Genomic DNA, 22,181 nt, shown 5'->3' on the forward strand with positions numbered 1-22,181 from the left:
TAAATTTTCATTATTTAGGCGTTTTTCTGACAAAACGCCTGATTCAGAACCCAATTTCTATTTCCCGGCCCGATCCATATAGGATTGCAGGATCATTTGGGCCGCCAGCATATCGATATACTCTTTCCGGTTTTGTCGCGATACATTACCCTCAATCAGGATTTTTTCTGACCAGGAAGAGGTCAAGCGTTCATCCATATAAATAATTTCAACATCCAGCCGTTTCTTGATAAATTGGCAGAAATTGACCGTTTTTCTTGTCTGGGCCGATTCCGACCCATCCATATTCACCGGCAAACCGGCGACGATTCTTTTGATCTCATATTTTTCAATTAGCTGCCGGAAAGCATCCAAATCATCGTCCCGGGTCTTTCGTTTCACCGTCATAACCCCTTGTGCAGTAATCTGCAGAGGGTCCGTCACTGCAACCCCGATCCGTTTATCACCAACATCTATCCCTAAAATTCTCTCCATCTATTATCCCATCTGTTTATGTATGACTGTTAAATCACCTTGATACAAAAAAGCTTGCAGTATGTGCCGCAGTAGCAGCACAGAATACACTTTTGATTGTCAATGACAGCCTTGCCCTCGACAATCGACAAAGCCTTGGGACCGCAGTGTTTGACGCATTCCCCGCAGCCCTCACACCAGTCACTGATGTGAATAACTTTTGACGATCCGGCCACTGCCGCTGCCAATTGTTGTGAAATGGGTTCGCCATTGATTCTTTTGACGTCATAGCGAACTTCGTCCACCGACTGAACACCGATGGCAATTGCATCCAGATCCTCCAGACCCAGAATGAAATCAAAGCAGGCCTGTTTTTGCGCAAGCAGATTGCCGCCACCCAGAGCTTTCATGGCGTAGATGCCTTTGCCCTTTTTCTTTGCTGCGTGGATGGCTGCGACCATTTCCTCAGCGGTTCCGTCCTCGATTCCTATTCCGGTCAAATTTATCAGCGGATGAATCACATCCAATTCATCAAAAAGGGTGGCTCCGACCACGCCTTCGATTCGATGCGTGGAAATGCCAATGGCTCTGACAACTCCCGCCTCCTTGAATTTGATCAATTCTGCAATGGCCTCCCAATGACCTTCAATTGTTTTTCTGCTTTCCTGTTCGTGGAGCAAATAAAGATCCACGTAGTCCCGGCCTAATTCGGTCAGCGCACGATGCAGGCTTTTTCTCACACCTGCCGCGGTGTAATCGTAAGATTTTGTACTGATGACAACATCCCGTTTGATTTCAATTGCCTGTTTCAGATGCGCATAGTTATTGTATAAATCAGCCGTATCAAAAAAATTAACACCGTGATCCAAAGCTGCTGCAATAATCTCTTTGCTTTCTGAAAGTGGTTTATTTTTTTGCGTCGGGCCGATGGTTAAACTGCCAAAGCACATTCGGGACACCTTGATTCCGGTATCCCCCAATGTATTTATTTTCATTTCTTACCTGGTTTCTGCTCCAAAACTAAAACAGGGCTGCCTCACGTGTTGAGACAGCCCCAATTTATTAGCCTACTAAATACTGTTTAAGTAACGACGTACAAGCTCTTCAAGCAACTCGTCCCGTTCAATTTTCTGTATGGCATTACGCGCTTCTCTATGACTTGTGATATAGGTCGGATCTCCTGACATGACATAGCCTACAATTTGATTGACTGGGTTATACCCCTTTTCAACTAAAGCTTTATGCACATTTCTCATCACATCATCGATCGTTTGAGATTTCTCGTTATCGACCTCAAACATAATCGTTCCTCGATCAATCACTGTATTTTCTCCCATCGTCATCTGACCTCCTTCACAATCAATTGATACCATTTTAACCTAAAGCTATCTAAAATACAAGTTAAATGACATATTTTTTGTTTTTCTTAACAAATTAATTCAACTGCTCCCGAATGCAGGCCTCTCCCTTTGATAGCGCTTCTGCCAGTTTTTCTGGGAGTTTCCCCCCAGCTTGCGCCATATCCGGCCTTCCGCCGCCACCTCCGCCGGCCACTGTCGCCACCTCTTTGATGACTTTTCCGGCATGGAAGCCTCGTTTGACCATATCTTTTGTCGCAGTTGCAATAAAATTAACTTTATCATCGACCACACTTCCCAACAATACGATGCCGGAACCCATCCGATCCTTCAGTAAATCGCCAATGTTTCGCAGCTCCTCCATCGGCATGTTTTCAACTTCCGCAATGGTTACCTGGACGCCGTCAATCACGACCATTTTCTGGTGAATATTCATGATCATATTTCCGGCAGATTTTTGTTTCAGCTCGTTGATGGTTCGTTCTTTCTGTTTTGCCGTTTCAGATAATTCACTCACTTTTTCAAGTAACTGATCCGGATTCGTTTTGATCAGATTTGACACATCCAGCAAGGTGTCATCCATTTTTTCGACGACATTCAGGGCGTTGAAACCCGTTGCCGCTTCGATACGACGCACGCCGGCCGCAACCCCACTTTCGCTGAGCAGCTTAAACAGCCCCACCTTTGAAGAATTGCTGATATGGCAGCCACCGCAAAGCTCGGTACTGAAGTCGCCCACTTTGACGACACGGACGATTTCTCCGTATTTTTCACCAAAAAGTGCCATCGCTCCCAGTTCCTTGGCTTTATCGATATTGGTTTCAAATATCTTGACATCATACGCTTCTAAAATGGCGGCATTGACAATCTCTTCAACCTGGCGTTTTTCCTCACGTGTCATTGCCTGGAAATGATTGAAGTCAAATCGCAGCCGGTCTGGTGAAACAAAGGAACCGGCCTGTTCCACATGATCGCCCAATACCATTTTTAATGCCTTTTGCAGCAAATGGGTTGAGGTATGATTTCGCTGCACTGCATCTCTTCGTTTTTTATCAACATCTGTGATAACCGTTTCTCCGACCTTGAAGCTTCCGGATTTTACAATTCCGGAGTGAATGTGGCGGCTGAGGCTGCCCTTTTTACAGTCCATCACGTCAATGACCCCATCGCCTTTTTGAATGGTCCCACGATCTCCGGTTTGTCCACCGCTTTCGCTGTAGAAGGAAGTCTGGTTTAAAAGAATTAGAACTTCATCGCCTTCATTGGCCTCTTCCACCAATGCGTCATTGACATATAAACCGAGAATGGTTCCTTCAGTTACCAGATTATCGTAGCCGACAAAAGTATCAACGGCATCCGGTCCCAATTCATTAAAGGGATCATCTGCCCAGACGGCTAAATCGCTGTTCATACGATCCTGACGGGCCCGCTCGCGCTGAGCCTGCATTTCGGTCTCAAATTCTTCGGCAACAATGGTCAGTCCCCGTTCTTCAACAATTTCCTTGGTCAGCTCATAAGGAAAACCATAGGTATCATAGAGCTTGAAGGCACCGAAACCCGGGAATACGCTTTGTTCGGTCTCAATGATTTTATCGATCTCTTTATTCAGCAGCGACAAGCCCTGATCAATGGTTTCTTTGAATCGCTCTTCTTCGATTTTTATCAGTTTTTGAATAAAATCCTGTTTTTCTCTGAGTTCAGGATAGGCTCCTTCTGAAACCCGAATGGCTTCTTTGGCCACATCGTATAAAAACAGGTCTTTGATTCCCAAAAGTTTTCCATGACGAACCGCTCGCCGCAGAAGCCGTCTCAGCACATAGCCACGGCCTTCATTTCCCGGCATGACCCCATCGGCAATCATAAAGGTGACGCTTCGGACATGGTCGGTGATGACGCGAATCGAGACATCATCATCAGCATTATCCCCGTATTTTACGCCGGCCTTTTTACAGATATAGTTTAAAATATGACCCACGGTGTCGACTTCAAAAATATTGTCGACGCCCTGCATGATAACGGCCAACCGTTCCAGTCCCATTCCCGTATCGATATTGGGATGATCCAGAAGATTGTAATTACCGGTTTCATCTTTATCAAATTGAGTGAAAACCAGATTCCAGAATTCAACATAACGGTCACAGTCACACCCGACACCGCAAGTCGGACTGTCGCAGCCAAATTCTTCACCCCGGTCAAAATAAAGCTCTGAACACGGTCCACAGGGTCCCAAGCCATGTTCCCAGAAGTTGTCTTCTTTTCCCAGTCTTACCATGCGATCTTTGGAAACACCGACAACCTGGGTCCAGATATTATACGCTTCATCATCATCCATAAAAATGGATACCCAAATCTTATCTTCCGGGATTTCCATAACCTTGGTACAGAATTCCCAGGCCCATGGAATCGCCTCTTTTTTGAAATAATCTCCGAACGAGAAATTCCCGAGCATCTCAAAAAACGTGCCGTGTCGTGCTGTTTTCCCAACATTTTCAATATCCGGGGTCCGGATACATTTCTGGCAGGTCGTTACTCTTTCTCGCGGTGGCACTTCATCGCCGGTAAAATAAGGTTTCATGGGTGCCATCCCTGAATTAATCAGCAGCAGGCTTTTATCATTAATGGGTACTAAAGGAAAACTCTTTAAACGCAGATGTCCCTTTTCCTCGAAAAATTCCAGATATTTTTCCCTAATTTCATTTAATCCTAATGGTTTCATTTTTTCTCCTTTTTTTCTAAATATAACTTGGATTATACCCGTTTATATTCACACCAGCGGGATGATCATCGACTGCATAAAAAAATCCGGGCTGGTTTGGCACTCCTGCCAGCGTGCAAACAAAAAATCCCTTGCACGTAATGCAAGGGACGGTTTTTATCCGCGGTACCACCCTAATTAGTCATGAAATTTCATAACTCACTTTATCCATAACGGTCTCCCGACTGAAAATACTCAATGAAATAATCTCAATTTTCTTGACAGTTGCTCTAACGCTGCAACCCTAAATCCATTATAAAAGACTTTCAGCCTCGTCTTTCTCTCTGAAATAATTGATTTAGCGCCTTCGTTTTCAATGCATTTTAATATTAACCTATGAATTTGATTATATTGATTTCATATTAAAATGTCAATCACTTTTTAATTCTGTCTCTTCCCGGGAGGCAAACACCGAGATGATATAGCCGCCAATTACCTTAATGGTTCCGGCTAAAGGAACCGCCATGATCATTCCCAGTCCACCGAACAGTGCCCCGAAAAAGAAGATCGAGAAAATAATAAAGACGGGATGAAGGCCCACATTTCCCGACATCAGTGCCGGCGCCAGGAAATTGCCGCAGACGACCTGAACCACGCCGATGGCAATCAGGATGGGAATAATCATCACGGGCTTTGTAAAGAGCACCATCAGGACAATCACAATCATTCCCACAACCGGTCCGAAATACGGAACCATGGTTGTGACGCCGGCGACTACGCCGATAATACTGGCATAGGGAATATCCAATACAATCGCACAGATTCCGGTTGCTATCCCCGCTACGAGGGATGTAAGGCCCTGTCCTTTAATAAAACCACCGATGACAAGATCAATATCACAGCACATTTTTAAGACACTGCTTCTGAATTGAAGCGGAACTAAATACATTACGCCATTGATAAAAAATTCCTTGTCCATCAGTAAAAATATCGTAACCAGCGGAATGATGATGATATTCATTAGTTGACCACTGTTTTGAATGATCGCATTGCTGATCTGCTGGAGGGCTGAACCGAATCCTTTGACGATATTTCCCAGGGCCTGTTCCAGATTGACGTATTTTGATATATCAGAATTGCTGATGTTGGTAATGTAATTCGAGAGCTCGGTGTTGTATTGCTGCATCTGACTGATGAAATCAGGAATATTGCTGATCATGCCGGCAATACTGGTAATCAGTGTCGGGACAAAACTCATGAATGTTCCGACCACAATCGCGAGCATCAACACGAAGACAATGATAACCGAAAGAATTCGGCCGAGCCCCTTTTGTTCAAAAAATCCAACCAATGGATTCAACAGGTAGGCAAGAATAATAGCTATCAGAAACGGCATAAACATACCGGCAAAGGTTGGCCATATAATAAAAACGATGATCCCGATGATTAACAGTACCATTAAATTCAGAATCAGCAAGCGCTTCTTCTTGGATGAGTCCTGCATCTATTTTACCCCCAACAGTCGATTGGCAATGCCTGTTCCCTGGTTTTTAAATTCGGGATTGAACATTGCCTTTTCATAAGATAGAATCTGATCCTGATAGGTCAGCTCTGATGCCTTGATGATTCCATAACCGTGGTCAAGATCATCGAAAAAGCTTTTTGATATTTCATATTCGCTGATCCGGTAGGTTTTTGCTTCAATTGTTGCATTGGCCACGCGGCCAAACAATTCGCCATTCTTGTCCACAACCGGGTAATTCATCAGGGGGAAGGCTTCCTCCAGATACGCTTTCACCATCTTTCGCTTAACCCGGATAATATCTTTATCATCTTCAATGATCAATCGCTTATAATTGACATCAACGATGCTCTCCGGCTTGAAAAATTCTGCTTTTGACAAAATCCCGCCGGGATTGATCACCAGATATTGCAGAACGTGATTCACTACCACCAGACTTTTGACTAAACCATGACGTCTTCCATTATTTTTGGAAATCACCTCAACATTCAGTAAGATGTTTGCCTTCATTTCGTATTCCTTTCTTAATTATGTCATTTTTATTATCTTACACCATTATTTTTTTAATAGCAATGTGCATTTTGTCGATTTATTCATCACCATCAAAAAACCGTCGTTTCAATATCAAAACGACGGCTTTTTTCAGCACTTATGCTTTTTTTGTTTTATAATCCTGGATCGCTGCCTGTATTGCTTCGGCGGCCAGTACTGAGCAATGGATTTTCACATCGGGCAATCCGCCCAGGGCATCAACCACATCCGAGTTTTTCAGTTTACCTGCTTCCTCAATGCTTTTTCCAATAATCATATCGGTTGCCATGCTGCTGCTGGCAACTGCTGCGCCGCAGCCAAATGTTTTAAACGAAGCATTTTCGATGATGTCCTCATCATTGATCTTTAAAAAGATCTTCATGATGTCTCCACAGGCCGGACTGCCGACCTGGCCAACGCCGTTTGCATCTTCAAGCTCACCCACATGTTTGGGGCACGAAAAATTTTCGATGACTTTTTCAGTATATTCCATTTCTATTCTCCTTAAAATCAAAATAAAATTTAATGATGATGATCTGCTTTATCAAAGACAGCCGAATCGATCGGATTGTCTGCATCAATCGGTGACATCGCCCGCAGTCTTTGAATGATACCAACCAGGTTATCAACGACATAATCGATATCTTCCGGGGTGGTGCTTTTTCCAATCGTCAGTCGCAGCGATCCGTGGGCCATTCCCGCCGGCAGGCCGATCGCCAGCAGCACATGCGAGGGATCGAGTGAGCCCGAGGTGCAGGCTGATCCACTGGACCCGGCAATTCCAATAATATCAAGGCTCAGCAGAATCGATTCGCCTTCAATGTATTCAAAACAGAAGTTCGCATTTCCCGGCAGCCGTTTTTGTGGATGTCCGTTCAGCCGGACCTTGGGAATTCTTTCGGTAACGCCTTTGATCAGCTGATCTCTGAGCGTCTTCATGTGGTTTATATTCGTTTCAAGATGTTCGGTTGCAAGCTCTGCGGCCTTTCCGAAAGCAACAATTTCCGGTGTGTTTTCTGTTCCGGCTCGTTTTTTTCGTTCCTGTCCACCGCCATGAATCAAATTGTCAATGGGTAAACCTTTTCTGATATAAAGTGCGCCGATTCCTTTTGGCCCGTATATTTTATGCGCCGAAACAGAGAGCAGATCAACGTTCAAATCTTTTACGTCAATCGGGATATTCCCCAGTGCCTGCACGGCATCGGTATGAAAAACAATTCCCTTTTCTTTAACGATTTTCCCGATCTCCCTGATCGGTTCAATGGTGCCAATTTCATTGTTGGCAAACATGATCGACACCAGAATGGTTTCTTTGCGAATCGCATTCCTTAAATCTTCCAGTGAAATCAAGCCATCTTTATCGACTGGTAAATAGGTCACTTCAAAGCCATGTTTTTCCAGATATTGACAGGTATGAAGAATCGCATGATGTTCAATTTTCGTGGTGATGATATGGTTTCCTTTCGCCTGATTTTTCATGGCGATGCCCTTTATGGCCCAATTGTCAGCTTCTGACCCACTGGCCGTAAAAAATATTTCACGCGGATCTGCATTGATGGCTTTTGCTACTTGTGCCCGTGCGGCATCAATGCTTTTTTTTGCTGTTCGTCCTTCAGCATACACTGAAGATGGATTTCCAAAATTGTCTTTCAAACTTGAAACCATTACCTCCACAACTGCCGGATCAACCGGCGTTGTGGCTGCATGATCTAAATATATTCGCTTCATATTATACCTCTTTCATGATTTATTTAGTTAATAAATCCTGTAGTGATCGATTATCGATGATGTTGCTGATACTGTCATTAATTTCTTTCCAAAGGCCTTTCGTTACACATTCCGGTGATTTTACACAAGCAAAGCCTTCAAGACAGTCTGCCAATTCAATGGGACCTTCCAGCGCTCTGATGATTTCACCAATGGTAATGTCATCGGGATCCCTTGCCAGCACATAACCGCCGTGAGCACCCCTTAAACTCTTGACGAGTCCGGCCATTTTCAACGCTGAAAAAAGCTGTTCCATATACGAATCTGAAAAATTCTGTCGTTCAGCAATCTCCTTAATTGATAGCGGGCCTTTCCCATATTGAATTGCCAGCTCAACCATTGCAAGTACACCATATCTTCCTTTTGTTGAAAGTCTCAAATGATGAACCCCCTCGTTTATTTCCGAGTATTCCACCTGGATTTAATGTATATTATAGCACTAAAAAAATATTTTTCAATAGCTTTTTGAAAAATATTTTTTTGTTAAGAAAACCGTTTCAAAAGCACAAAAAAAAGAGGTCTGTCTTTGGCTAAACACCAAAGACAGACCTCTTTAAATTGTTATTTTTTTATTCTTCTGTATCGTCGTCAAAAAGACCACTGAACATATCACCGAATGCATCCCCAAGGGTTACATTGGCTGTTTCTTCATAAACAGTCTTGTTTCGGCTGCTGCTGTTATTATGATTCTGCGGTTTGCTTCTTCTTTCACCGCTGTAGCTGCTGCTTTTTTCTCTGCTGCCAGTACTGCTGCTACTGCTTCTCTGTGAAGGAGCTGGACGAGCTGGTGCTTCTTCTGTCGCTTTTTTACTTAAGCTGATTTTTTCTTTTTCAGCATTAATGCCAATGATCTTAACTTTTAAAACATCGCCTGGTGATAAAACAGAAGCAACGGATTCAACTCGGCTATAACTGATTTCCGAAACATGAATCAAGCCCTCAACACCTGGAATGATCTGAGCAAAAGCGCCGAAATCAAGAACGTTGGTGATGGTAACTTCAACTTCATCATCGACATGATAATTTGCAATAAAATCATCCCATGGACGGGCCAGTAATGCTTTTACGCTTAATTTGATTTTCTTATCTTCATCATTTTTGGCGATGACTTTGGCTTCAATTTCCTGACCTTTTTCAACAATATCTTTTGGTTCGTTGATTTTTTCCCAGGTCAAGTCAGAACGATGAACAAAACCATCAATGCCTTCAAGATCAACAAAGATTCCGAAGTTCGTGATCGTTTTAACAACACCTTTAACGATATCGTCAACGTTTAATTCTGCGAAGCGTTTTTCTTTAACTTCTTTAAGCTGTTCTCTTCTTTCTTTCATATCTTTTTCAAGAATGATTTTCTGTGAAAGAATGGCACGACGGCGTTTTGGATTATAGTCAATGATAATACCCTTTACTTTTTCTCCAATAAGGGTATTTAGATCTTTGACATAACGCACATGATATTGTGAAGCAGGCATATAAATATCAGTAAAGCCGATATCAATAATCAATCCGTTTCCAGAAATATCTTTTACCGTTCCTTCCAGAACAGTTTTATTATCAAAGGCATCACTTAACTGTTTTTGTACGAGACGGTTATCATATTTGATTTTTGAAAGTTTTACATTTCCTGAACCCTCATTTAAATCAGTTACGATACACCAGATCTTATCTCCCATTTGTACAAGTTCAGATAACACCTCATCGTTTTTCCATGTGAAATCATTCTTTTTGATAATGCCGTCTGCTTTGTAACCAATGTTTAAGATTACTTCATCGTCAGCGACATGGATAACTTCGCCTTCAATTTCTGCACCTCGACGAATTGTTTTTAATGATTCTTCAATTTCAGCTGCGAAATCGAAATTTGCATCATCATATTCGTCCACTTCAACGGCTTTTTCTTCAACCACTTCCTCAACTGCAACAGTTGGCTGTTCCTCAGTCGCCACTACTTCGACCACGTTTTCCTCAGCAATTTTGTTTTGCTCTTCCATACCTTCCAATACCTCCTTAACGATCCAATCCGGTGTAGATGCTCCTGCCGTAATACCAATTTTCTGGTATTTCCTTACTTCAGCGAAATCTAAGTCCCTGATGGTTTCTATGTGACAAGTGTTTTCGCAACAGGATTTACAAATATCAACCAGCTTCTGCGTATTAGAACTGTGATATCCTCCAACTACGACCATATATTCTACTTCTTTTGCAGTTTTTGCCGCTGCCGCTTGTCGTTCAGCTGTGGCACTGCAAATAGTATTAAATATAACTACTTCATTGACTCGCGACCTAATCTCATCACAAATTCGATTGAATTTGGATTCGATAATGGTGGTCTGAGCCACGATACATATTTTATCATAAACTTTGATATTTTCCAAATGTTTTATATCATTAATTATTAATGCTTCATAATTGCACCACCCATTTGCTCCAATGACCTCTGGATGATCTTTATTTCCAACAATCACGATCTGATAGCCGGCTTGATAATATTTTTCAACTTTTTTTTGAACGGCTCTGACGTAGGGACAAGTTGCATTGACAATTGGAATTCCTTTTTCTTCAAGAATCCTGATTATATTCTTTCCTACCCCATGTGAACGTAAAATAACACAACCGGAATCAATTTTTTTTACATCTTCATCATCGATGATGATAATCCCCTGATCTGCCAGTCGCTGCGTTTCCTGAGTATTGTGACTGATCGGGCCCAATGAATAAATCTTTTTCTGGCCTGAGTGCATGGTATCTTCGACCATTTTCATGGCGTTTTCGATTCCAAAACAATATCCCGCTTTTTCTGCAATCACTATTTCCATATTATCCTCTGAATTATTCCAGACTGTAAATCTTGTCCATAATTTCTTCACCCAATTTCTGCATTTCCGCTTCCGGTATTTTTTTTCCATAATAATCGGTGAGAAAAATCGGTTCGCCGATAATGACATCAATCTTATGACGGAAGCGGTACTCGCCTTTTATTCTGACCGGAATAATCGGCGATTTCGTTTTAACAGCAAACACAATAAAGCCACTGGCCGGAGGGATGCGTTCCCCTTCTTTGACACGTGTTCCTTCCGGAAATATTCCCAGGATCTCCTGATCCTTCAGTATTTTCAGGGAAGTCTTAACCGTATCAATGCCCACCTTGTCACGGTTGACCGGAAAAGCATGGACCTTCCTGAAGAACCATGCCAAAAAAAGATTCTTGAAAAGCTCCGCCTTGGCCATATAATGGACAACTCTTGACGTGGCAAAGGCAATCACAACCGGATCGATATTACTGATATGGTTGGGACAGATCAGAACGCTTCCAGTTTCGGGGATGTTCTCCTTGCCAACAATGTTGATTCGATACAAAATCAAACTGAGTAAATATGTTAAAAATCGGCCGATTCTGTAAATCATGCTTTGGCTCCATCAATATATTTTCGCATCGCATCACACACCTGTTCAATGCTTTTACCGGTCGTATCGATCACAATGGCATCCGCCATCTGTATCAGTGGTCCTTCTTCCCGGTTCCGGTCGTTGTCATCCCGTTGGTTGATTTCTTGCGCTATCTTTTCCAGACTTTTGACGATGCCTCTTTCATCCAGTTCTTTTTTTCTTCGTCTGGCACGTTCCAGCACATCGGCATCCAAAAAAAACTTAAAATCGGCATCCGGCAGAACAACCGACCCGATATCCCGGCCATCCATGACAACCGCGTGATCTTTTGCATATGCTTTCTGCTGGCGTACCAGCAATTCCCGCACTTCCCTGATGCACGCAACGTCTGAAGTATGCCGGGAAACCAACGGAGTCCGGATCTCCTCTGTCACTTCTTTATTATTACAGAAAACCCGATCGCCATCGAAGGTGATCGCTGCCTTTTCGGCAATCCGGATAATGTCATCAGTATTTTCAAAATTTCCGCCCTGGTTTAAAACACAGTGGGCAATACAGCGATACATCGCTCCGGTATCAAGATAAGTCATTCCATAAACTGCTGCCAGTTTCTTTGCAATGGTGCTTTTTCCCGCTCCCGCAGGACCATCAATCGCTACTTGCATTTTCTTCTCCCTCATTCCATTCATCCTTCATTCAACTGAGTTTCCGGCCAGCCAGCCGGTGGAAACCGCAATCTGGATATTGTATCCGCCGGTCAGAGCATCCACATCCAGCATTTCTCCGGCAAAGTAGAGATTCTTGATCAGCTTTGATGCCATGGTTCCGGGGTCCACTTCTTTCACGCTGACACCGCCGGAAGTGATAATCGCTTCCGCATAATCCCTGAGATCGGCAACGGAAATATCAAGCTGTTTGAAACACTGCACCAGTTTCTTCCGTTGCTCTTTGGTAATCTGATTCACCTTGAGATGCGGATCGATGCCGGAGAGGCCAACCATAACCGGAATCATTTTTGACGGCAGCAAATCCCCCAGAGCATTCCCGAAATCCTTATTCTGGTACTTCATTAAATCTCGCTGGATTCGGTTTTCCAGCTGTTCGATGCTGAGGGCCGGCTTTAAATCGAGGGTCAACAGATAGTCCTGCGGATTTCCTGCCATATAGGAGCTGAGCGACAGCGCCAGGGGGCCGGAAATACCGAAATGCGTAAACAGCATTTCGCCGAGCAGGGATTTTATTTTCTTTTGCCCTTTCGGGGTCTTTTTCGCTAAAGTCAGGACCACATTTTTCAGCGACAGTCCCTGCAGCTCACGCGGCCAGTTTTCTTTTGTATTGATCGGCACAAGGGCCGGGGCTAATGCGGTAATCTGATGCCCACATTCTTGTAAGATCCTATAAAAATTACCGTCGGAGCCGGTGGAGGGATAACTTTTTCCGCCGGTTGCCAGGATTACCGCATCATAATCGCGTATTTCTCCTTGCTCCAGAACGATGCCCTTGATAACCCGGTCCTCGATTAAAAGATTTTCCACTTTTTTATTTAAAAATATGTTGCATTTATTTTTTTTCAATGCTGTTTTAAAGCCACTGATGACATCGCTTGATTTATCCGAAAGGGGAAAAACCCGATCGCCCCGCTCAATTTTTAATGGCACGCCATTTTTTTCCATAAAGGCCATAAAATCCTGATTGGTAAATGAATACAACGCACTGTACATAAACTGATGATTATGAACGATACTGTCAAAATAATCACCGATATCAATGGCATTGGTCAGGTTGCAGCGGCCTTTTCCGGTGATATAGAGTTTTTTCCCTAATTTCTCGTTACTTTCATACAAATCGATATGATGTCCCTTTTGGGCAGCCGCTACTGCTGCCATCATTCCTCCGGGACCGCCTCCAATTATTGCAATATTACTCATTGATCGTCGTGTCCTTTCGTGAATTCTTTCTCCATCTCATCGCCTTTATAAATATAGTGATCTTTCCAGATTTCTTCCAGTTCATTAAATGTCTCTTTTGTTTTGCCAATATTTCTCAACCCCACTGAAATAACCAGGGCATTAATCAGTGAAAGCGGTGCTACCAGCGAATCAACGAAAGAGTAAACATTGCTTTTCGCAATCAGACGATACTCAGTAAACTCATTGATCGGTGCATTTTCATTGTCTGAAATCGCAATGATTTTAACCCCTTTCTCCCCCAGAAATTCAACCGCTTCATAGGTCTTTTGAGCATACCGCGGGAAACTGATCGCAATCACGACATCTTTTTCGTTCAGGCGGATCAAATCCTCGTATATATCCGAAACGCCATAGTTCACCACCTTGACGTTGTCTAAAATAAGGTTGAGGTAATACCCCAAATGCTCGGTTAACAGTGACGTCGTTCTAAAACCGATGATGATGACTTTTCTGGCTGCCAGGATTAAATCGATGCATGATTTGAAGTTTTCATAATCAAATTCTTCAAAGGTTGTGCCGATATTGGAAATATCCGATTTTAAGACATTTTGAACCGTTTCCTGAAGCGCTTTTTCCTTCTCTTCATTTCTCAGTGACATATCAATCCGCTCAACCGTCGTGAGCTTGCTCTTGAGTTCATTTTTCAACGCCCGGCGAAATTCCGGATAGCCTTCAAATCCGAGGGCTACTGAAAAACGGACCACGGTTGCTTCACTCACATCGATGCTTTTTGCCACCTTGCAGGCTGACATTTCAGAAACCTGTTCATAATGACTAAACATAAAATCAGCGATCAGCTTATGACTCTTACTTAATTTCGGATAAAGCTGTTTAATCGTTGAAAATATATCCCTGCACTCTTTTCCACTTGAAATTTCTTTCATTGCTTACCTCGTTTAATGCTTTAAGTGTTGTACCCCTTGATGTAAATCCAGTTTATTCTCCACTGCAGCCGGCGCATGGTTTGAAAAACTCACCTGGAAAATCCGCATGACTTAAACCTTCGGCATCTTCAGTAAACTCATGATCCATAAAATACGCTTCAAACTCCTGTTTTGCGCCGCGAACGGATAGGCTTGTGCAGCCCTCTTCCGCCATTTTATAAAGCAGTGTCCGGACAATGCCATCAAATATCGCCATGTACTGGTCGCCCTGATAGGTCATGATCATTTCAAAAATATCCACCTGGTTTCCTGTGTAAAAAAAGCGGATTGCTCCCAGTATTTTAGAAGTTTCTGTGTCTTCAGCCGCAATATACAAATCTCTTTCCTTTTCCTTTTCCGGGAAAAGCACTTTTAATTGACTAAAATCTCTTGGAAATCCTATCTTGATCATATTTTTTTATCTCCTTTTAAATAAGTAATCTCGTCTTTGGTTAAATATCGCCAGTCGCCTGGTTTCAGCTCACCCAGTGTGATGCTCCCCATCGCAACCCGTTTGAGCTCAATGATGGGATGCCCCATCGCCTCGCACATTTTTCGAATCTGCCGTTTTTTACCTTCATGGATCTTCATTTCCAATCGTGCGGTATCGCGATTCTGCTTTAAAATCCGGATCGCGGCAGGAGCGGTATGGTAATCCTCGATGGCCATTCCCTGTCTGAATCTTTCCAGACTCGGTTTTGTTGGGCATCCTCTGACCAGACCGACATAGGTTTTTTCAAATTCATGACTGGGATGGGTCAGCGAAAAGGTCAGCTCACCATCATTTGTCAGCAGCAACAGACCTTCCGTGTCCATATCCAATCTGCCGACCGGATAGAGCCGCTCTTTAATCGGGACCAGATCGATGACCCGCTGGCGTCCGTGGGTGTCTACGGCTGTTGACAGCACCCCTTTTGGTTTATTGAGCATCACATAAACCAGCGGCGACACTGTCAGCTTTTTTCCGTTAACAACGATTTCGTCTTGGTCCGGCTCCACGGCAAATCCCGGTTCCCTGATCGTTTCTCCATTGACTTGCACCAACCCTTGCTTGATCAGTTCTTCCGATTTTCTACGTGATGCAACCCCGCACTGGGCCATGTATTTCTGGATTCTCATTGTGCGGCCTCTGCCGACGGTTCCGATCCGGTTGCTTTTTCCAACATTTCAGTCAGCATTTCTTCGTGCGATGTTTCTTTTTTTGGTGTTTCATTTGTCATTATTTCCAGATTGAATTCTTCCTGCCGACCCTGTGAAAACACTTCGTATTCCGGCATTTCCTTAAGACTTGAAAAGCCGACGGTTTTTAGAAACTCATTGGTAGTCTTATAGAGAATCGGTCTTCCGGGCGCTTCAAGCCGTCCGCCATCACAGATCAGCCCCCGATCGAGCAATCGCTGAATTGCACTGCTTGAGCTGACACCACGCAGCTCGTCGATGGCAATACGCGTAACCGGTTGCCGGTAGGCAATGATCGACAAAGTTTCCAATGCGGCGCGGGAAAGGCCCGTTTTTTCCTGACGCTTTGTTATCTCTTTGATGTATTCATAGTTTTCCGGCTTGGTGGAAAGCTGATAGGTGTCTTTTACTTGAACAACCCTGATCCCCCTTGCCCGGGACTGGTAATCCTGTTTTAAAATTTCAATTGCAAACCGAACTTCAGACGGCGTTTTATTAAGGCTCTGGCATAATTCACTGAGGGAAATTTTATCGCCTGCGCCAAATAAAATTCCTTCGATGACGCCTGCAAGCATATCGCTATCCATTTTTCTCCACCTCCCTTTCGATCTGAAAATCAATAAACACCCGGTTCTGGACAAGCCGCAAACCGCTGGTTTTAACCATTTCCAGCAGTGAGAGCAAGGTCACCACAACTTCTTCCCGGGTGATGTCCGGATGCAGCAGTTCGGAAAAACTGACCCCTTCGTCGCCCGCCTGAAGAAGCGCTTCCGTTATTTCAAGAATTTTCTCTTCAATGCTGAAAAGCTCCCGGATAATTTTTTGCGGCGGCGCGATGTCTTCCGTTTCTTCTTCCTGTTGAAACAGCAGCCGTTTAAAGCAAAGTTCCAGTGAAACTGGATCGATCTCAAGCGGCGCTTCCGTTTCATTCGTCGGAATATACTCGGGATCTCTGTAGATTGCGCCTTGCTCCCGTTCTTCTCTTGTTTTGAAATAGGCACTGATCTCCTTGAAAACCTTGTATTCAATCAACTGACGAACCAGTTTTGCCTGAATATCCTCTTCATCTTCTGCCTGATCTTTGTTTTGGGGCAGCAGCGCTCTGGCCTTGATTTCCAGAAGCCGTGCCGCCATGACGATAAAGTCACTGGCTACATCCATATCCATGTCCTGCCAGGTTTTTATTTGCGCCAGATACTCATTGGTAATCGCGGCGATGGGAATATCACAGATGTCGATCTTATTTTTTTGAATAAGATGGATCAGCAGATCCATTGGCCCTTCAAAACCTTCTAGACTCACTGCATATCCCATCGTTAAGACCAGAACAGATTGAAAAACGGCAGCAGTATCGCTGAAAAGAGGCTGACAATCGCATTAATAGCCGGATTGATGATAATCCCCAGCAAACCCGTTAAAGCCAGAACAAAAATTGCAATCATCCCATATCGCTGATAGCGATAGTAAAACATCAACGCTTTTGGCGGTAAAAACAGCAACAGTATCTGGGAGCCGTCAAGCGGTGGTATCGGAATAATGTTGAACACGGCAAAAACAATATTATAAATATAAATATATTGCAGGATAATCATCAAGGTCTCATTGTTCAGGGGAATGACCGCCAGATAGGCTGCCATGCCTAAAAAAGCCAGCAGTAAGTTAGTCAGCACGCCGGAAAGAGCAACGGCGATCATGCCCTTTTTTTTGTCCTTGAAATTGTTCGGATTAACCGGAACCGGTTTTGCCCAACCGAACCGAAACAATAACATCGAAATAAAGCCCAACGGATCGATATGCTTTAAGGGATTGACTGTTAAACGCCCCGCATCTTTGGGGGTGGGATCTCCCATCGCATCCGCGGCATAAGCATGCGCCATTTCATGAAAACTGATGGCAATCAGAATTCCGGGCAGACTCAGCAGTAAACTATAAAAATAATCTGGTGTGAAATTAAACATACATTAACCTCTCCTTTTTTAACTTTCACTCGGCATTTGCGTAACTGTCTTAAGCCATGCGATCGCAATTGCTTGCCGCAGCGAGGTTGTCTGCCGGTAATGTAAAATAGATGATTCATTCTAATGCCCTGCATCGAAATAAACCATCTATTCTCATTGAACATTATTTATTCTTACAAACAATCTCTGGCAGCGATCGAAAAATAATAACCCAACGCCGCCACTGTTTTTCCATCAATAAATTTTCCATTAATAAAAAGCGCTCTTGCGGTACGCACTGGAATTTTGACAAGACAGATGAACTCATCCTCATCTTCCGCCAGGGGATCCCATAAAAATTCGGTTGCACAGAAAAGAGTGATCCTTTCTGAACAGTAACCAGGTGTCGGGATAAATTCGCCCAACCGATAGAGATTAATGGGACGATAGCCGATTTCTTCGCGGCATTCGCGGATGGCCGCTTCCGCCGGTGTCTCTCCCGGTTCAATGAGTCCCGCCGGAATCTCCGTTAACAGCATTTCGTTGGCAATCCGATATTGCTTGACAAAATACATCTGTCCATTTTTTACCGCCAGAACCGCCACTGCCCCCTGATGTGTGACTATTTCCCGTTTTGAAAAACTGCCATCCGGAAGCTCGACATCATCAACACGCAGACTGACGATCTTGCCATTGTATATCTCTTCAGTTTTCACTGTTTTTTCATACTGTTTCATGAATTTCCCTCGGTTTGTTTTTCAGAGATCAGCCGCTCCAACTCATCCATGAACGATGCCACATCCTTAAACTGCCGGTAAACTGAAGCAAACCGAACATAAGCCACCTGATCCAGGGTTTTCAATGCTGTCATGACCTGTTCCCCAATCAATGATGATGGCACTTCTTTCATTTCACTCTGATAGAGACTGCGTTCAAGATCATCCACGACTTCTTTAATGGCATCAATGGGAACCGGGCGCTTTTCGCATGCCTTGATCATCCCATTGAATATTTTGTTTTTATCAAATGGCGTGCGCTGTCCGCCTTTTTTCACCACAATCAGGGGGATATTCTCGACCCGTTCGTAAGTTGTAAAACGCTTATTGCATTTAGCGCACTCACGTCGTCTACGGATCATTGTCCCCTCTTCACAAGGGCGAGAATCAACAACCCGACTCTCATCAAATGCACAATATGGACACTTCATTTTTAATTAATCTTCGCGGGTCAGAAAATCCGGGATTGAAAATTCGCCTGCGTTATTCGTACTTGCACTCTTGACAACCTTTTTGATTGCCGCTTTTTTATCTTTTTCTTCGCCGGAAAGGAAGCCCGTTGCAATGACGGTGATTTGGATCTCATCACCCAAAGATTCGTCAATGGTTGCACCAAAAATTACATTGGCATCTGGATCTGAAGCTTCTCTCGCAATACTTGCTGCTTTATCAACTTCAAACAACGACAAATCTTCGCCTGCTGTAATATTAAGCAGGACGCCGGTTGCGCCATCAATTTGTGTTTCTAGCAAGGGACTGAGAATTGCCTGTTTAGCGGCTTCTTCAGCACGATTATCACCGGATGCACGACCAACGCCCATGTGAGCAAGCCCGGTATCTTTCATAATTGTTTTTACGTCTGCAAAGTCCAAACTGATCAGACCTGGCATTGCGATGAGGTCTGAGATACTCTTAACCCCTTGCAGCAGCACGTCATCCGCCAATTTGAAAGCATCTTTAAGGGATGTCGATTTATCGGCAATTCTCAACAGGCGGTCATTGGGAATGGTCACCAGTGAATCCACATTTTCCTGTAAAAATTCGCTGGCAATTTGCGCATTACGCATCCGCACACGACCTTCAAACGAGAACGGCTTCGTTACAACGCCAATCGTCAGGATTCCCAAATCTTTTGCAATTCTAGCAATAATCGGTGCCGCACCAGAGCCGGTTCCGCCACCCATTCCTGCCGTTAAAAACAGAAGATCGGTGTCTTTGATAACATCCGCAATGGCATCCTTACTTTCTTCGGCCGCTTTCTGACCAATCTCCGGATTGCCACCTGAGCCGAGCCCCTGGGTCAATTTTTCTCCGATCTGAAGTTTCTTTTCAGACAAAGCCAACGCCAGCGCCTGTTTATCGGTATTGATTGCAATAAAATCAACACCTTTCATGCCCGCTTCAATCATTCTGTTAATCGCGTTGTTTCCACCGCCACCAACACCAACTACACGGATTTTTGCGAAATTGTCGTAATTTCCATCTAATTCAAACACTTTTTTTCCTCCTCTAACTAAACAGCTTTCTCGTTCCACTTTTATTTCTAAGATTCAGTATTTCTTTTTTTAATATCTCATCGATCTTTTTAAAAAATTCGCGTAAAAAAATCTTCACTTCTTTATATTAACCTGTATTTCCAAATTTTTCAACTATTGAATTTTAAATTAAGAAAAATATCTTTCAATATTTTTTTAACGACTTGATTACTGTCTAATCAATTTCAGATCAGATTGCGAACGAAAACTTATCTTGCTTTGATAACCGGCTTCGTTCCCACTGTCAGATTTATCAGCATGTTGCTTGTATTTGCAGACAGATTGCTGAGAATGTAGTCTTCATTTTCCTGGAAATTATCATAATCCCAAAAGCTGAAAATCGTTCCATTCTTTGTCACAATCTCATAAGTATTGTTTTCCGTCATCCGAACTTCAGAAATTTTTTCCAGGCCGCCACTGTCCTCCAGGTCTTTTAGTATATTCATAACCGTATCAAAACGCCAATAGGGTTCAATCACAACTTCTTCCCCAATTCCGGCCACCGTGATACTTTCGCATCCAAAGACAAGGGGAATATCTGTTTTTCTGATGTACTCACTGTTTTCAATGAGTTTTTTATCCCGGGTCAGGTAGTATACGTTGTTGTCTTTGCTTACCGCACAAATTGGCGTCGATTCCTCCAGACGAATCAGAATTTTATTTGGCATTATTTTCGAAATGACTAAATCATCCAAGTTCATAAGGGAATTGATATTGTAGTTTGCTTTATTCAGATCCACTAAAAAAATGCTCTCGCCAACGCGAATTCCTGATGCATCGATAACCGTCTGAGCATCAACAATTTGATTTCCGACCACTTCTATTTCGGTCACGTTGAACAGGCCTTGTTTCACGGCTTCATAAGATGCAAAACTAATTCCCCCAACAATGCCAAGGATAATGAGAATTGTGATCAGACTTGTCATGATTCGCTTTCTCTTTTTAATTTTACGTTGTCGTCGACGCTGCTCCCGCAGCTCCGCTTTTGACAATTCATAAAGTTGCGGTTTTTCGTTGACTTTTTCTTTTTTAGATCGTTTCATCAATTCTCCATGAGCTTATTTATTTCAGCATAAATACGGTCTCCAGCATCAAGAATACTTAATTTTCGAGTAATCTCCGACATCATCTTCAGTCTGGGTTCATCTTTTAAAAGCGCTTCCGTGATTTCAATCAAATGTTCACCGGTCAACGCTTTGTCCGCGATTAAAATACCGCCACCCTGATCGGTAATAACCCGGGCATTAAAATCCTGATGATTTCCCGCCGCCAGGGGATAAGGCACCAGAATGGAGGGAACTCCAACTGCTTCAATTTCTGCTACCGACATGGCGCCAGCCCGACTGATGACGAGATCCGCCGCCCCTAGAAGCTTGTAAACTTCGTTGCTGTAAGCCTCCACAACGATATTGCCGGATGTATCCATGCCGCCTTCCCGCACTGCTTGTTTAATCTTATCATATTGTTCTTTTCCTGTTAAATGATAAATGACCCGATCATTCCGATTTTTATAAAAATCCATCAGTGCCACAGCACCCTGATTGATGGAGCCGGCACCCTGGCTTCCGCCCATGATTAATATCAGCTTCTGCGAATCCAGAAGCTGGAGACTTTTTCGCGAATGCTGTCGATCCATGGATTGGTACTCCGACCGGACCGGATTTCCTGCCAGAAATGTCTTGCCGGCCGGGAAATACTGTTCTGCTTCTTTAAAACTGATCGCAATCCGATCGACTTTTTTTCCCAGCATGCGATTGGTTCTACCGGGAAACGCATTCTGTTCATGAATCATCGTCGGAATTTTTCGCCGACTGGCCTGCAAAAGAAGCGGCCCTGCCGTAAACCCGCCGGTTCCGATAACCAGATCGGGTTGATGACGATCCAGCACTTTTTTGGCATCCCGCATGCCGTCAAAAATTCCTTTCACTGCCGCCAGTGTTTCCAGTGAAAGCTGTCGTTCAAACCCTCTTACCCGGATATACTCAATCGGATATCCTAATTGCGGAATAATATTTTTCTCCATTCCGACTTTCGATCCGATAAAGACGATCTCGGCATTCGGGTTTGCATTTTTTATTTTCTCGGCAATCGCCAGTCCCGGATAAATATGGCCACCAGTCCCGCCCGCTGCTATGAGTACTTTCATTG

At 43.6% G+C, this 22,181-nt stretch carries 24 protein-coding genes and 1 other annotated feature; all 24 genes read right to left on the reverse strand.

All coding sequences use genetic code 11. The features are described from left to right. Positions 1–57: 57 nt before the first annotated feature. A complete protein-coding gene (gene ruvX, locus GH808_RS03515) occupies positions 58–474 on the reverse strand; it encodes a Holliday junction resolvase RuvX (RefSeq protein WP_186841409.1) in 417 nt (138 codons plus the stop codon). 29 nt (positions 475–503) lie between these two features. Next, positions 504–1,448: an aldo/keto reductase gene (locus GH808_RS03520; RefSeq protein ID WP_186841410.1), complete on the reverse strand. Its 945-nt coding sequence runs from the start codon at positions 1,446–1,448 to the stop codon at positions 504–506. Between the two features lie 75 nt (positions 1,449–1,523). Then, positions 1,524–1,790: an IreB family regulatory phosphoprotein gene (locus GH808_RS03525; protein WP_475638839.1), complete on the reverse strand. Its 267-nt coding sequence runs from the start codon at positions 1,788–1,790 to the stop codon at positions 1,524–1,526. Between the two features lie 97 nt (positions 1,791–1,887). Beyond that, positions 1,888–4,527: an alanine--tRNA ligase gene (gene alaS, locus GH808_RS03530; RefSeq protein WP_186841411.1), complete on the reverse strand. Its 2,640-nt coding sequence runs from the start codon at positions 4,525–4,527 to the stop codon at positions 1,888–1,890. 142 nt (positions 4,528–4,669) lie between these two features. After that, positions 4,670–4,892, reverse strand: a binding site (T-box leader). Between the two features lie 44 nt (positions 4,893–4,936). Further along, a complete protein-coding gene (locus GH808_RS03535; protein WP_186841412.1) occupies positions 4,937–6,010 on the reverse strand; it encodes an AI-2E family transporter in 1,074 nt (357 codons plus the stop codon). Then, positions 6,011–6,538, reverse strand: coding sequence for a PRC-barrel domain-containing protein (locus GH808_RS03540; RefSeq protein WP_186841413.1), 528 nt, complete (start codon positions 6,536–6,538; stop codon positions 6,011–6,013). 139 nt (positions 6,539–6,677) lie between these two features. Then, positions 6,678–7,052: an iron-sulfur cluster assembly scaffold protein gene (locus GH808_RS03545; protein WP_186841414.1), complete on the reverse strand. Its 375-nt coding sequence runs from the start codon at positions 7,050–7,052 to the stop codon at positions 6,678–6,680. 29 nt (positions 7,053–7,081) lie between these two features. Beyond that, a complete protein-coding gene (gene nifS / locus GH808_RS03550) occupies positions 7,082–8,287 on the reverse strand; it encodes a cysteine desulfurase NifS (RefSeq protein WP_186841415.1) in 1,206 nt (401 codons plus the stop codon). Positions 8,288–8,306: 19 nt separating this feature from the next. Then, positions 8,307–8,705, reverse strand: a complete 399-nt coding sequence (locus GH808_RS03555; RefSeq protein ID WP_186841416.1) for an RrF2 family transcriptional regulator — start codon at positions 8,703–8,705, stop codon at positions 8,307–8,309. Positions 8,706–8,895: 190 nt separating this feature from the next. Beyond that, the gene (locus GH808_RS03560; protein ID WP_186841417.1) at positions 8,896–11,142 is read right to left on the reverse strand and encodes a bifunctional 4-hydroxy-3-methylbut-2-enyl diphosphate reductase/30S ribosomal protein S1; all 2,247 of its coding nucleotides are present in this window, start codon (positions 11,140–11,142) and stop codon (positions 8,896–8,898) included. 13 nt (positions 11,143–11,155) lie between these two features. Further along, entirely contained in the window at positions 11,156–11,731 is a 576-nt protein-coding gene (locus GH808_RS03565; protein ID WP_186841418.1) for a lysophospholipid acyltransferase family protein, read from the reverse strand. Then, the gene (gene cmk / locus GH808_RS03570) at positions 11,728–12,378 is read right to left on the reverse strand and encodes a (d)CMP kinase (RefSeq protein WP_186841419.1); all 651 of its coding nucleotides are present in this window, start codon (positions 12,376–12,378) and stop codon (positions 11,728–11,730) included. Before cmk ends, GH808_RS03565 begins: the two co-directional genes overlap by 4 nt. A gap of 27 nt (positions 12,379–12,405) precedes the next feature. Continuing rightward, the gene (locus GH808_RS03575) at positions 12,406–13,641 is read right to left on the reverse strand and encodes a BaiN/RdsA family NAD(P)/FAD-dependent oxidoreductase (protein WP_186841420.1); all 1,236 of its coding nucleotides are present in this window, start codon (positions 13,639–13,641) and stop codon (positions 12,406–12,408) included. After that, on the reverse strand, positions 13,638–14,567 hold the full coding sequence (locus GH808_RS03580) for a MurR/RpiR family transcriptional regulator (RefSeq protein ID WP_186841421.1): 930 nt from the start codon (positions 14,565–14,567) through the stop codon (positions 13,638–13,640). Before GH808_RS03580 ends, GH808_RS03575 begins: the two co-directional genes overlap by 4 nt. Before the next feature lie 52 nt (positions 14,568–14,619). Then, the gene (locus tag GH808_RS03585) at positions 14,620–15,018 is read right to left on the reverse strand and encodes a hypothetical protein (RefSeq protein ID WP_186841422.1); all 399 of its coding nucleotides are present in this window, start codon (positions 15,016–15,018) and stop codon (positions 14,620–14,622) included. Continuing rightward, positions 15,015–15,725, reverse strand: coding sequence for a pseudouridine synthase (locus GH808_RS03590; protein ID WP_186841423.1), 711 nt, complete (start codon positions 15,723–15,725; stop codon positions 15,015–15,017). The genes GH808_RS03585 and GH808_RS03590 overlap by 4 nt, the downstream gene beginning before the upstream one ends. Then, positions 15,722–16,372: an SMC-Scp complex subunit ScpB gene (scpB, locus tag GH808_RS03595; protein WP_186841424.1), complete on the reverse strand. Its 651-nt coding sequence runs from the start codon at positions 16,370–16,372 to the stop codon at positions 15,722–15,724. Before scpB ends, GH808_RS03590 begins: the two co-directional genes overlap by 4 nt. After that, positions 16,365–17,087 carry a segregation and condensation protein A gene (locus GH808_RS03600; protein ID WP_311135745.1) on the reverse strand — a complete coding sequence of 241 codons (723 nt, stop codon included), beginning with the start codon at positions 17,085–17,087 and terminating at the stop codon, positions 16,365–16,367. Before GH808_RS03600 ends, scpB begins: the two co-directional genes overlap by 8 nt. Positions 17,088–17,101: 14 nt before the next feature. After that, positions 17,102–17,743, reverse strand: a complete 642-nt coding sequence (locus tag GH808_RS03605) for a site-2 protease family protein (protein ID WP_186841426.1) — start codon at positions 17,741–17,743, stop codon at positions 17,102–17,104. A gap of 173 nt (positions 17,744–17,916) precedes the next feature. Then, positions 17,917–18,459: an NUDIX hydrolase gene (locus GH808_RS03610; RefSeq protein ID WP_186841427.1), complete on the reverse strand. Its 543-nt coding sequence runs from the start codon at positions 18,457–18,459 to the stop codon at positions 17,917–17,919. After that, positions 18,456–18,929: a transcriptional regulator NrdR gene (gene nrdR, locus GH808_RS03615; RefSeq protein WP_186841428.1), complete on the reverse strand. Its 474-nt coding sequence runs from the start codon at positions 18,927–18,929 to the stop codon at positions 18,456–18,458. Before nrdR ends, GH808_RS03610 begins: the two co-directional genes overlap by 4 nt. Before the next feature lie 6 nt (positions 18,930–18,935). After that, entirely contained in the window at positions 18,936–19,994 is a 1,059-nt protein-coding gene (gene ftsZ / locus GH808_RS03620) for a cell division protein FtsZ (protein ID WP_186841429.1), read from the reverse strand. Between the two features lie 248 nt (positions 19,995–20,242). Continuing rightward, positions 20,243–21,076 carry a cell division protein FtsQ/DivIB gene (locus GH808_RS03625; RefSeq protein ID WP_186841430.1) on the reverse strand — a complete coding sequence of 278 codons (834 nt, stop codon included), beginning with the start codon at positions 21,074–21,076 and terminating at the stop codon, positions 20,243–20,245. Beyond that, positions 21,076–22,179: an undecaprenyldiphospho-muramoylpentapeptide beta-N-acetylglucosaminyltransferase gene (gene murG, locus GH808_RS03630; protein ID WP_186841431.1), complete on the reverse strand. Its 1,104-nt coding sequence runs from the start codon at positions 22,177–22,179 to the stop codon at positions 21,076–21,078. The genes GH808_RS03625 and murG overlap by 1 nt, the downstream gene beginning before the upstream one ends. Positions 22,180–22,181 lie beyond the last annotated feature (2 nt).

Source organism: Acetobacterium fimetarium (assembly GCF_014284475.1).
GTDB classification, from domain to species: domain Bacteria; phylum Bacillota; class Clostridia; order Eubacteriales; family Eubacteriaceae; genus Acetobacterium; species Acetobacterium fimetarium.

What these genes read in the sequence shown, in the direction of transcription:
- GH808_RS03580 (WP_186841421.1), bottom strand. Translation starts at nt 14,567, where the DNA reads ATGAAAGAAATTTCAAGTGGAAAAGAGTGCAGGGATATATTTTCAACG.
- GH808_RS03585 (WP_186841422.1), bottom strand. Translation starts at nt 15,018, where the DNA reads ATGATCAAGATAGGATTTCCAAGAGATTTTAGTCAATTAAAAGTGCTT.
- nifS (WP_186841415.1), bottom strand. Translation starts at nt 8,287, where the DNA reads ATGAAGCGAATATATTTAGATCATGCAGCCACAACGCCGGTTGATCCG.
- GH808_RS03590 (WP_186841423.1), bottom strand. Translation starts at nt 15,725, where the DNA reads ATGAGAATCCAGAAATACATGGCCCAGTGCGGGGTTGCATCACGTAGA.
- GH808_RS03625 (WP_186841430.1), bottom strand. Translation starts at nt 21,076, where the DNA reads ATGAAACGATCTAAAAAAGAAAAAGTCAACGAAAAACCGCAACTTTAT.
- GH808_RS03560 (WP_186841417.1), bottom strand. Translation starts at nt 11,142, where the DNA reads ATGGAAATAGTGATTGCAGAAAAAGCGGGATATTGTTTTGGAATCGAA.
- cmk (WP_186841419.1), bottom strand. Translation starts at nt 12,378, where the DNA reads ATGCAAGTAGCGATTGATGGTCCTGCGGGAGCGGGAAAAAGCACCATT.
- alaS (WP_186841411.1), bottom strand. Translation starts at nt 4,527, where the DNA reads ATGAAACCATTAGGATTAAATGAAATTAGGGAAAAATATCTGGAATTT.
- GH808_RS03605 (WP_186841426.1), bottom strand. Translation starts at nt 17,743, where the DNA reads ATGTTTAATTTCACACCAGATTATTTTTATAGTTTACTGCTGAGTCTG.
- GH808_RS03610 (WP_186841427.1), bottom strand. Translation starts at nt 18,459, where the DNA reads ATGAAACAGTATGAAAAAACAGTGAAAACTGAAGAGATATACAATGGC.
- GH808_RS03525 (WP_475638839.1), bottom strand. Translation starts at nt 1,790, where the DNA reads ATGGGAGAAAATACAGTGATTGATCGAGGAACGATTATGTTTGAGGTC.
- nrdR (WP_186841428.1), bottom strand. Translation starts at nt 18,929, where the DNA reads ATGAAGTGTCCATATTGTGCATTTGATGAGAGTCGGGTTGTTGATTCT.
- ruvX (WP_186841409.1), bottom strand. Translation starts at nt 474, where the DNA reads ATGGAGAGAATTTTAGGGATAGATGTTGGTGATAAACGGATCGGGGTT.
- GH808_RS03540 (WP_186841413.1), bottom strand. Translation starts at nt 6,538, where the DNA reads ATGAAGGCAAACATCTTACTGAATGTTGAGGTGATTTCCAAAAATAAT.
- GH808_RS03545 (WP_186841414.1), bottom strand. Translation starts at nt 7,052, where the DNA reads ATGGAATATACTGAAAAAGTCATCGAAAATTTTTCGTGCCCCAAACAT.
- GH808_RS03565 (WP_186841418.1), bottom strand. Translation starts at nt 11,731, where the DNA reads ATGATTTACAGAATCGGCCGATTTTTAACATATTTACTCAGTTTGATT.
- scpB (WP_186841424.1), bottom strand. Translation starts at nt 16,372, where the DNA reads ATGGATAGCGATATGCTTGCAGGCGTCATCGAAGGAATTTTATTTGGC.
- murG (WP_186841431.1), bottom strand. Translation starts at nt 22,179, where the DNA reads ATGAAAGTACTCATAGCAGCGGGCGGGACTGGTGGCCATATTTATCCG.
- GH808_RS03535 (WP_186841412.1), bottom strand. Translation starts at nt 6,010, where the DNA reads ATGCAGGACTCATCCAAGAAGAAGCGCTTGCTGATTCTGAATTTAATG.
- GH808_RS03520 (WP_186841410.1), bottom strand. Translation starts at nt 1,448, where the DNA reads ATGAAAATAAATACATTGGGGGATACCGGAATCAAGGTGTCCCGAATG.
- GH808_RS03575 (WP_186841420.1), bottom strand. Translation starts at nt 13,641, where the DNA reads ATGAGTAATATTGCAATAATTGGAGGCGGTCCCGGAGGAATGATGGCA.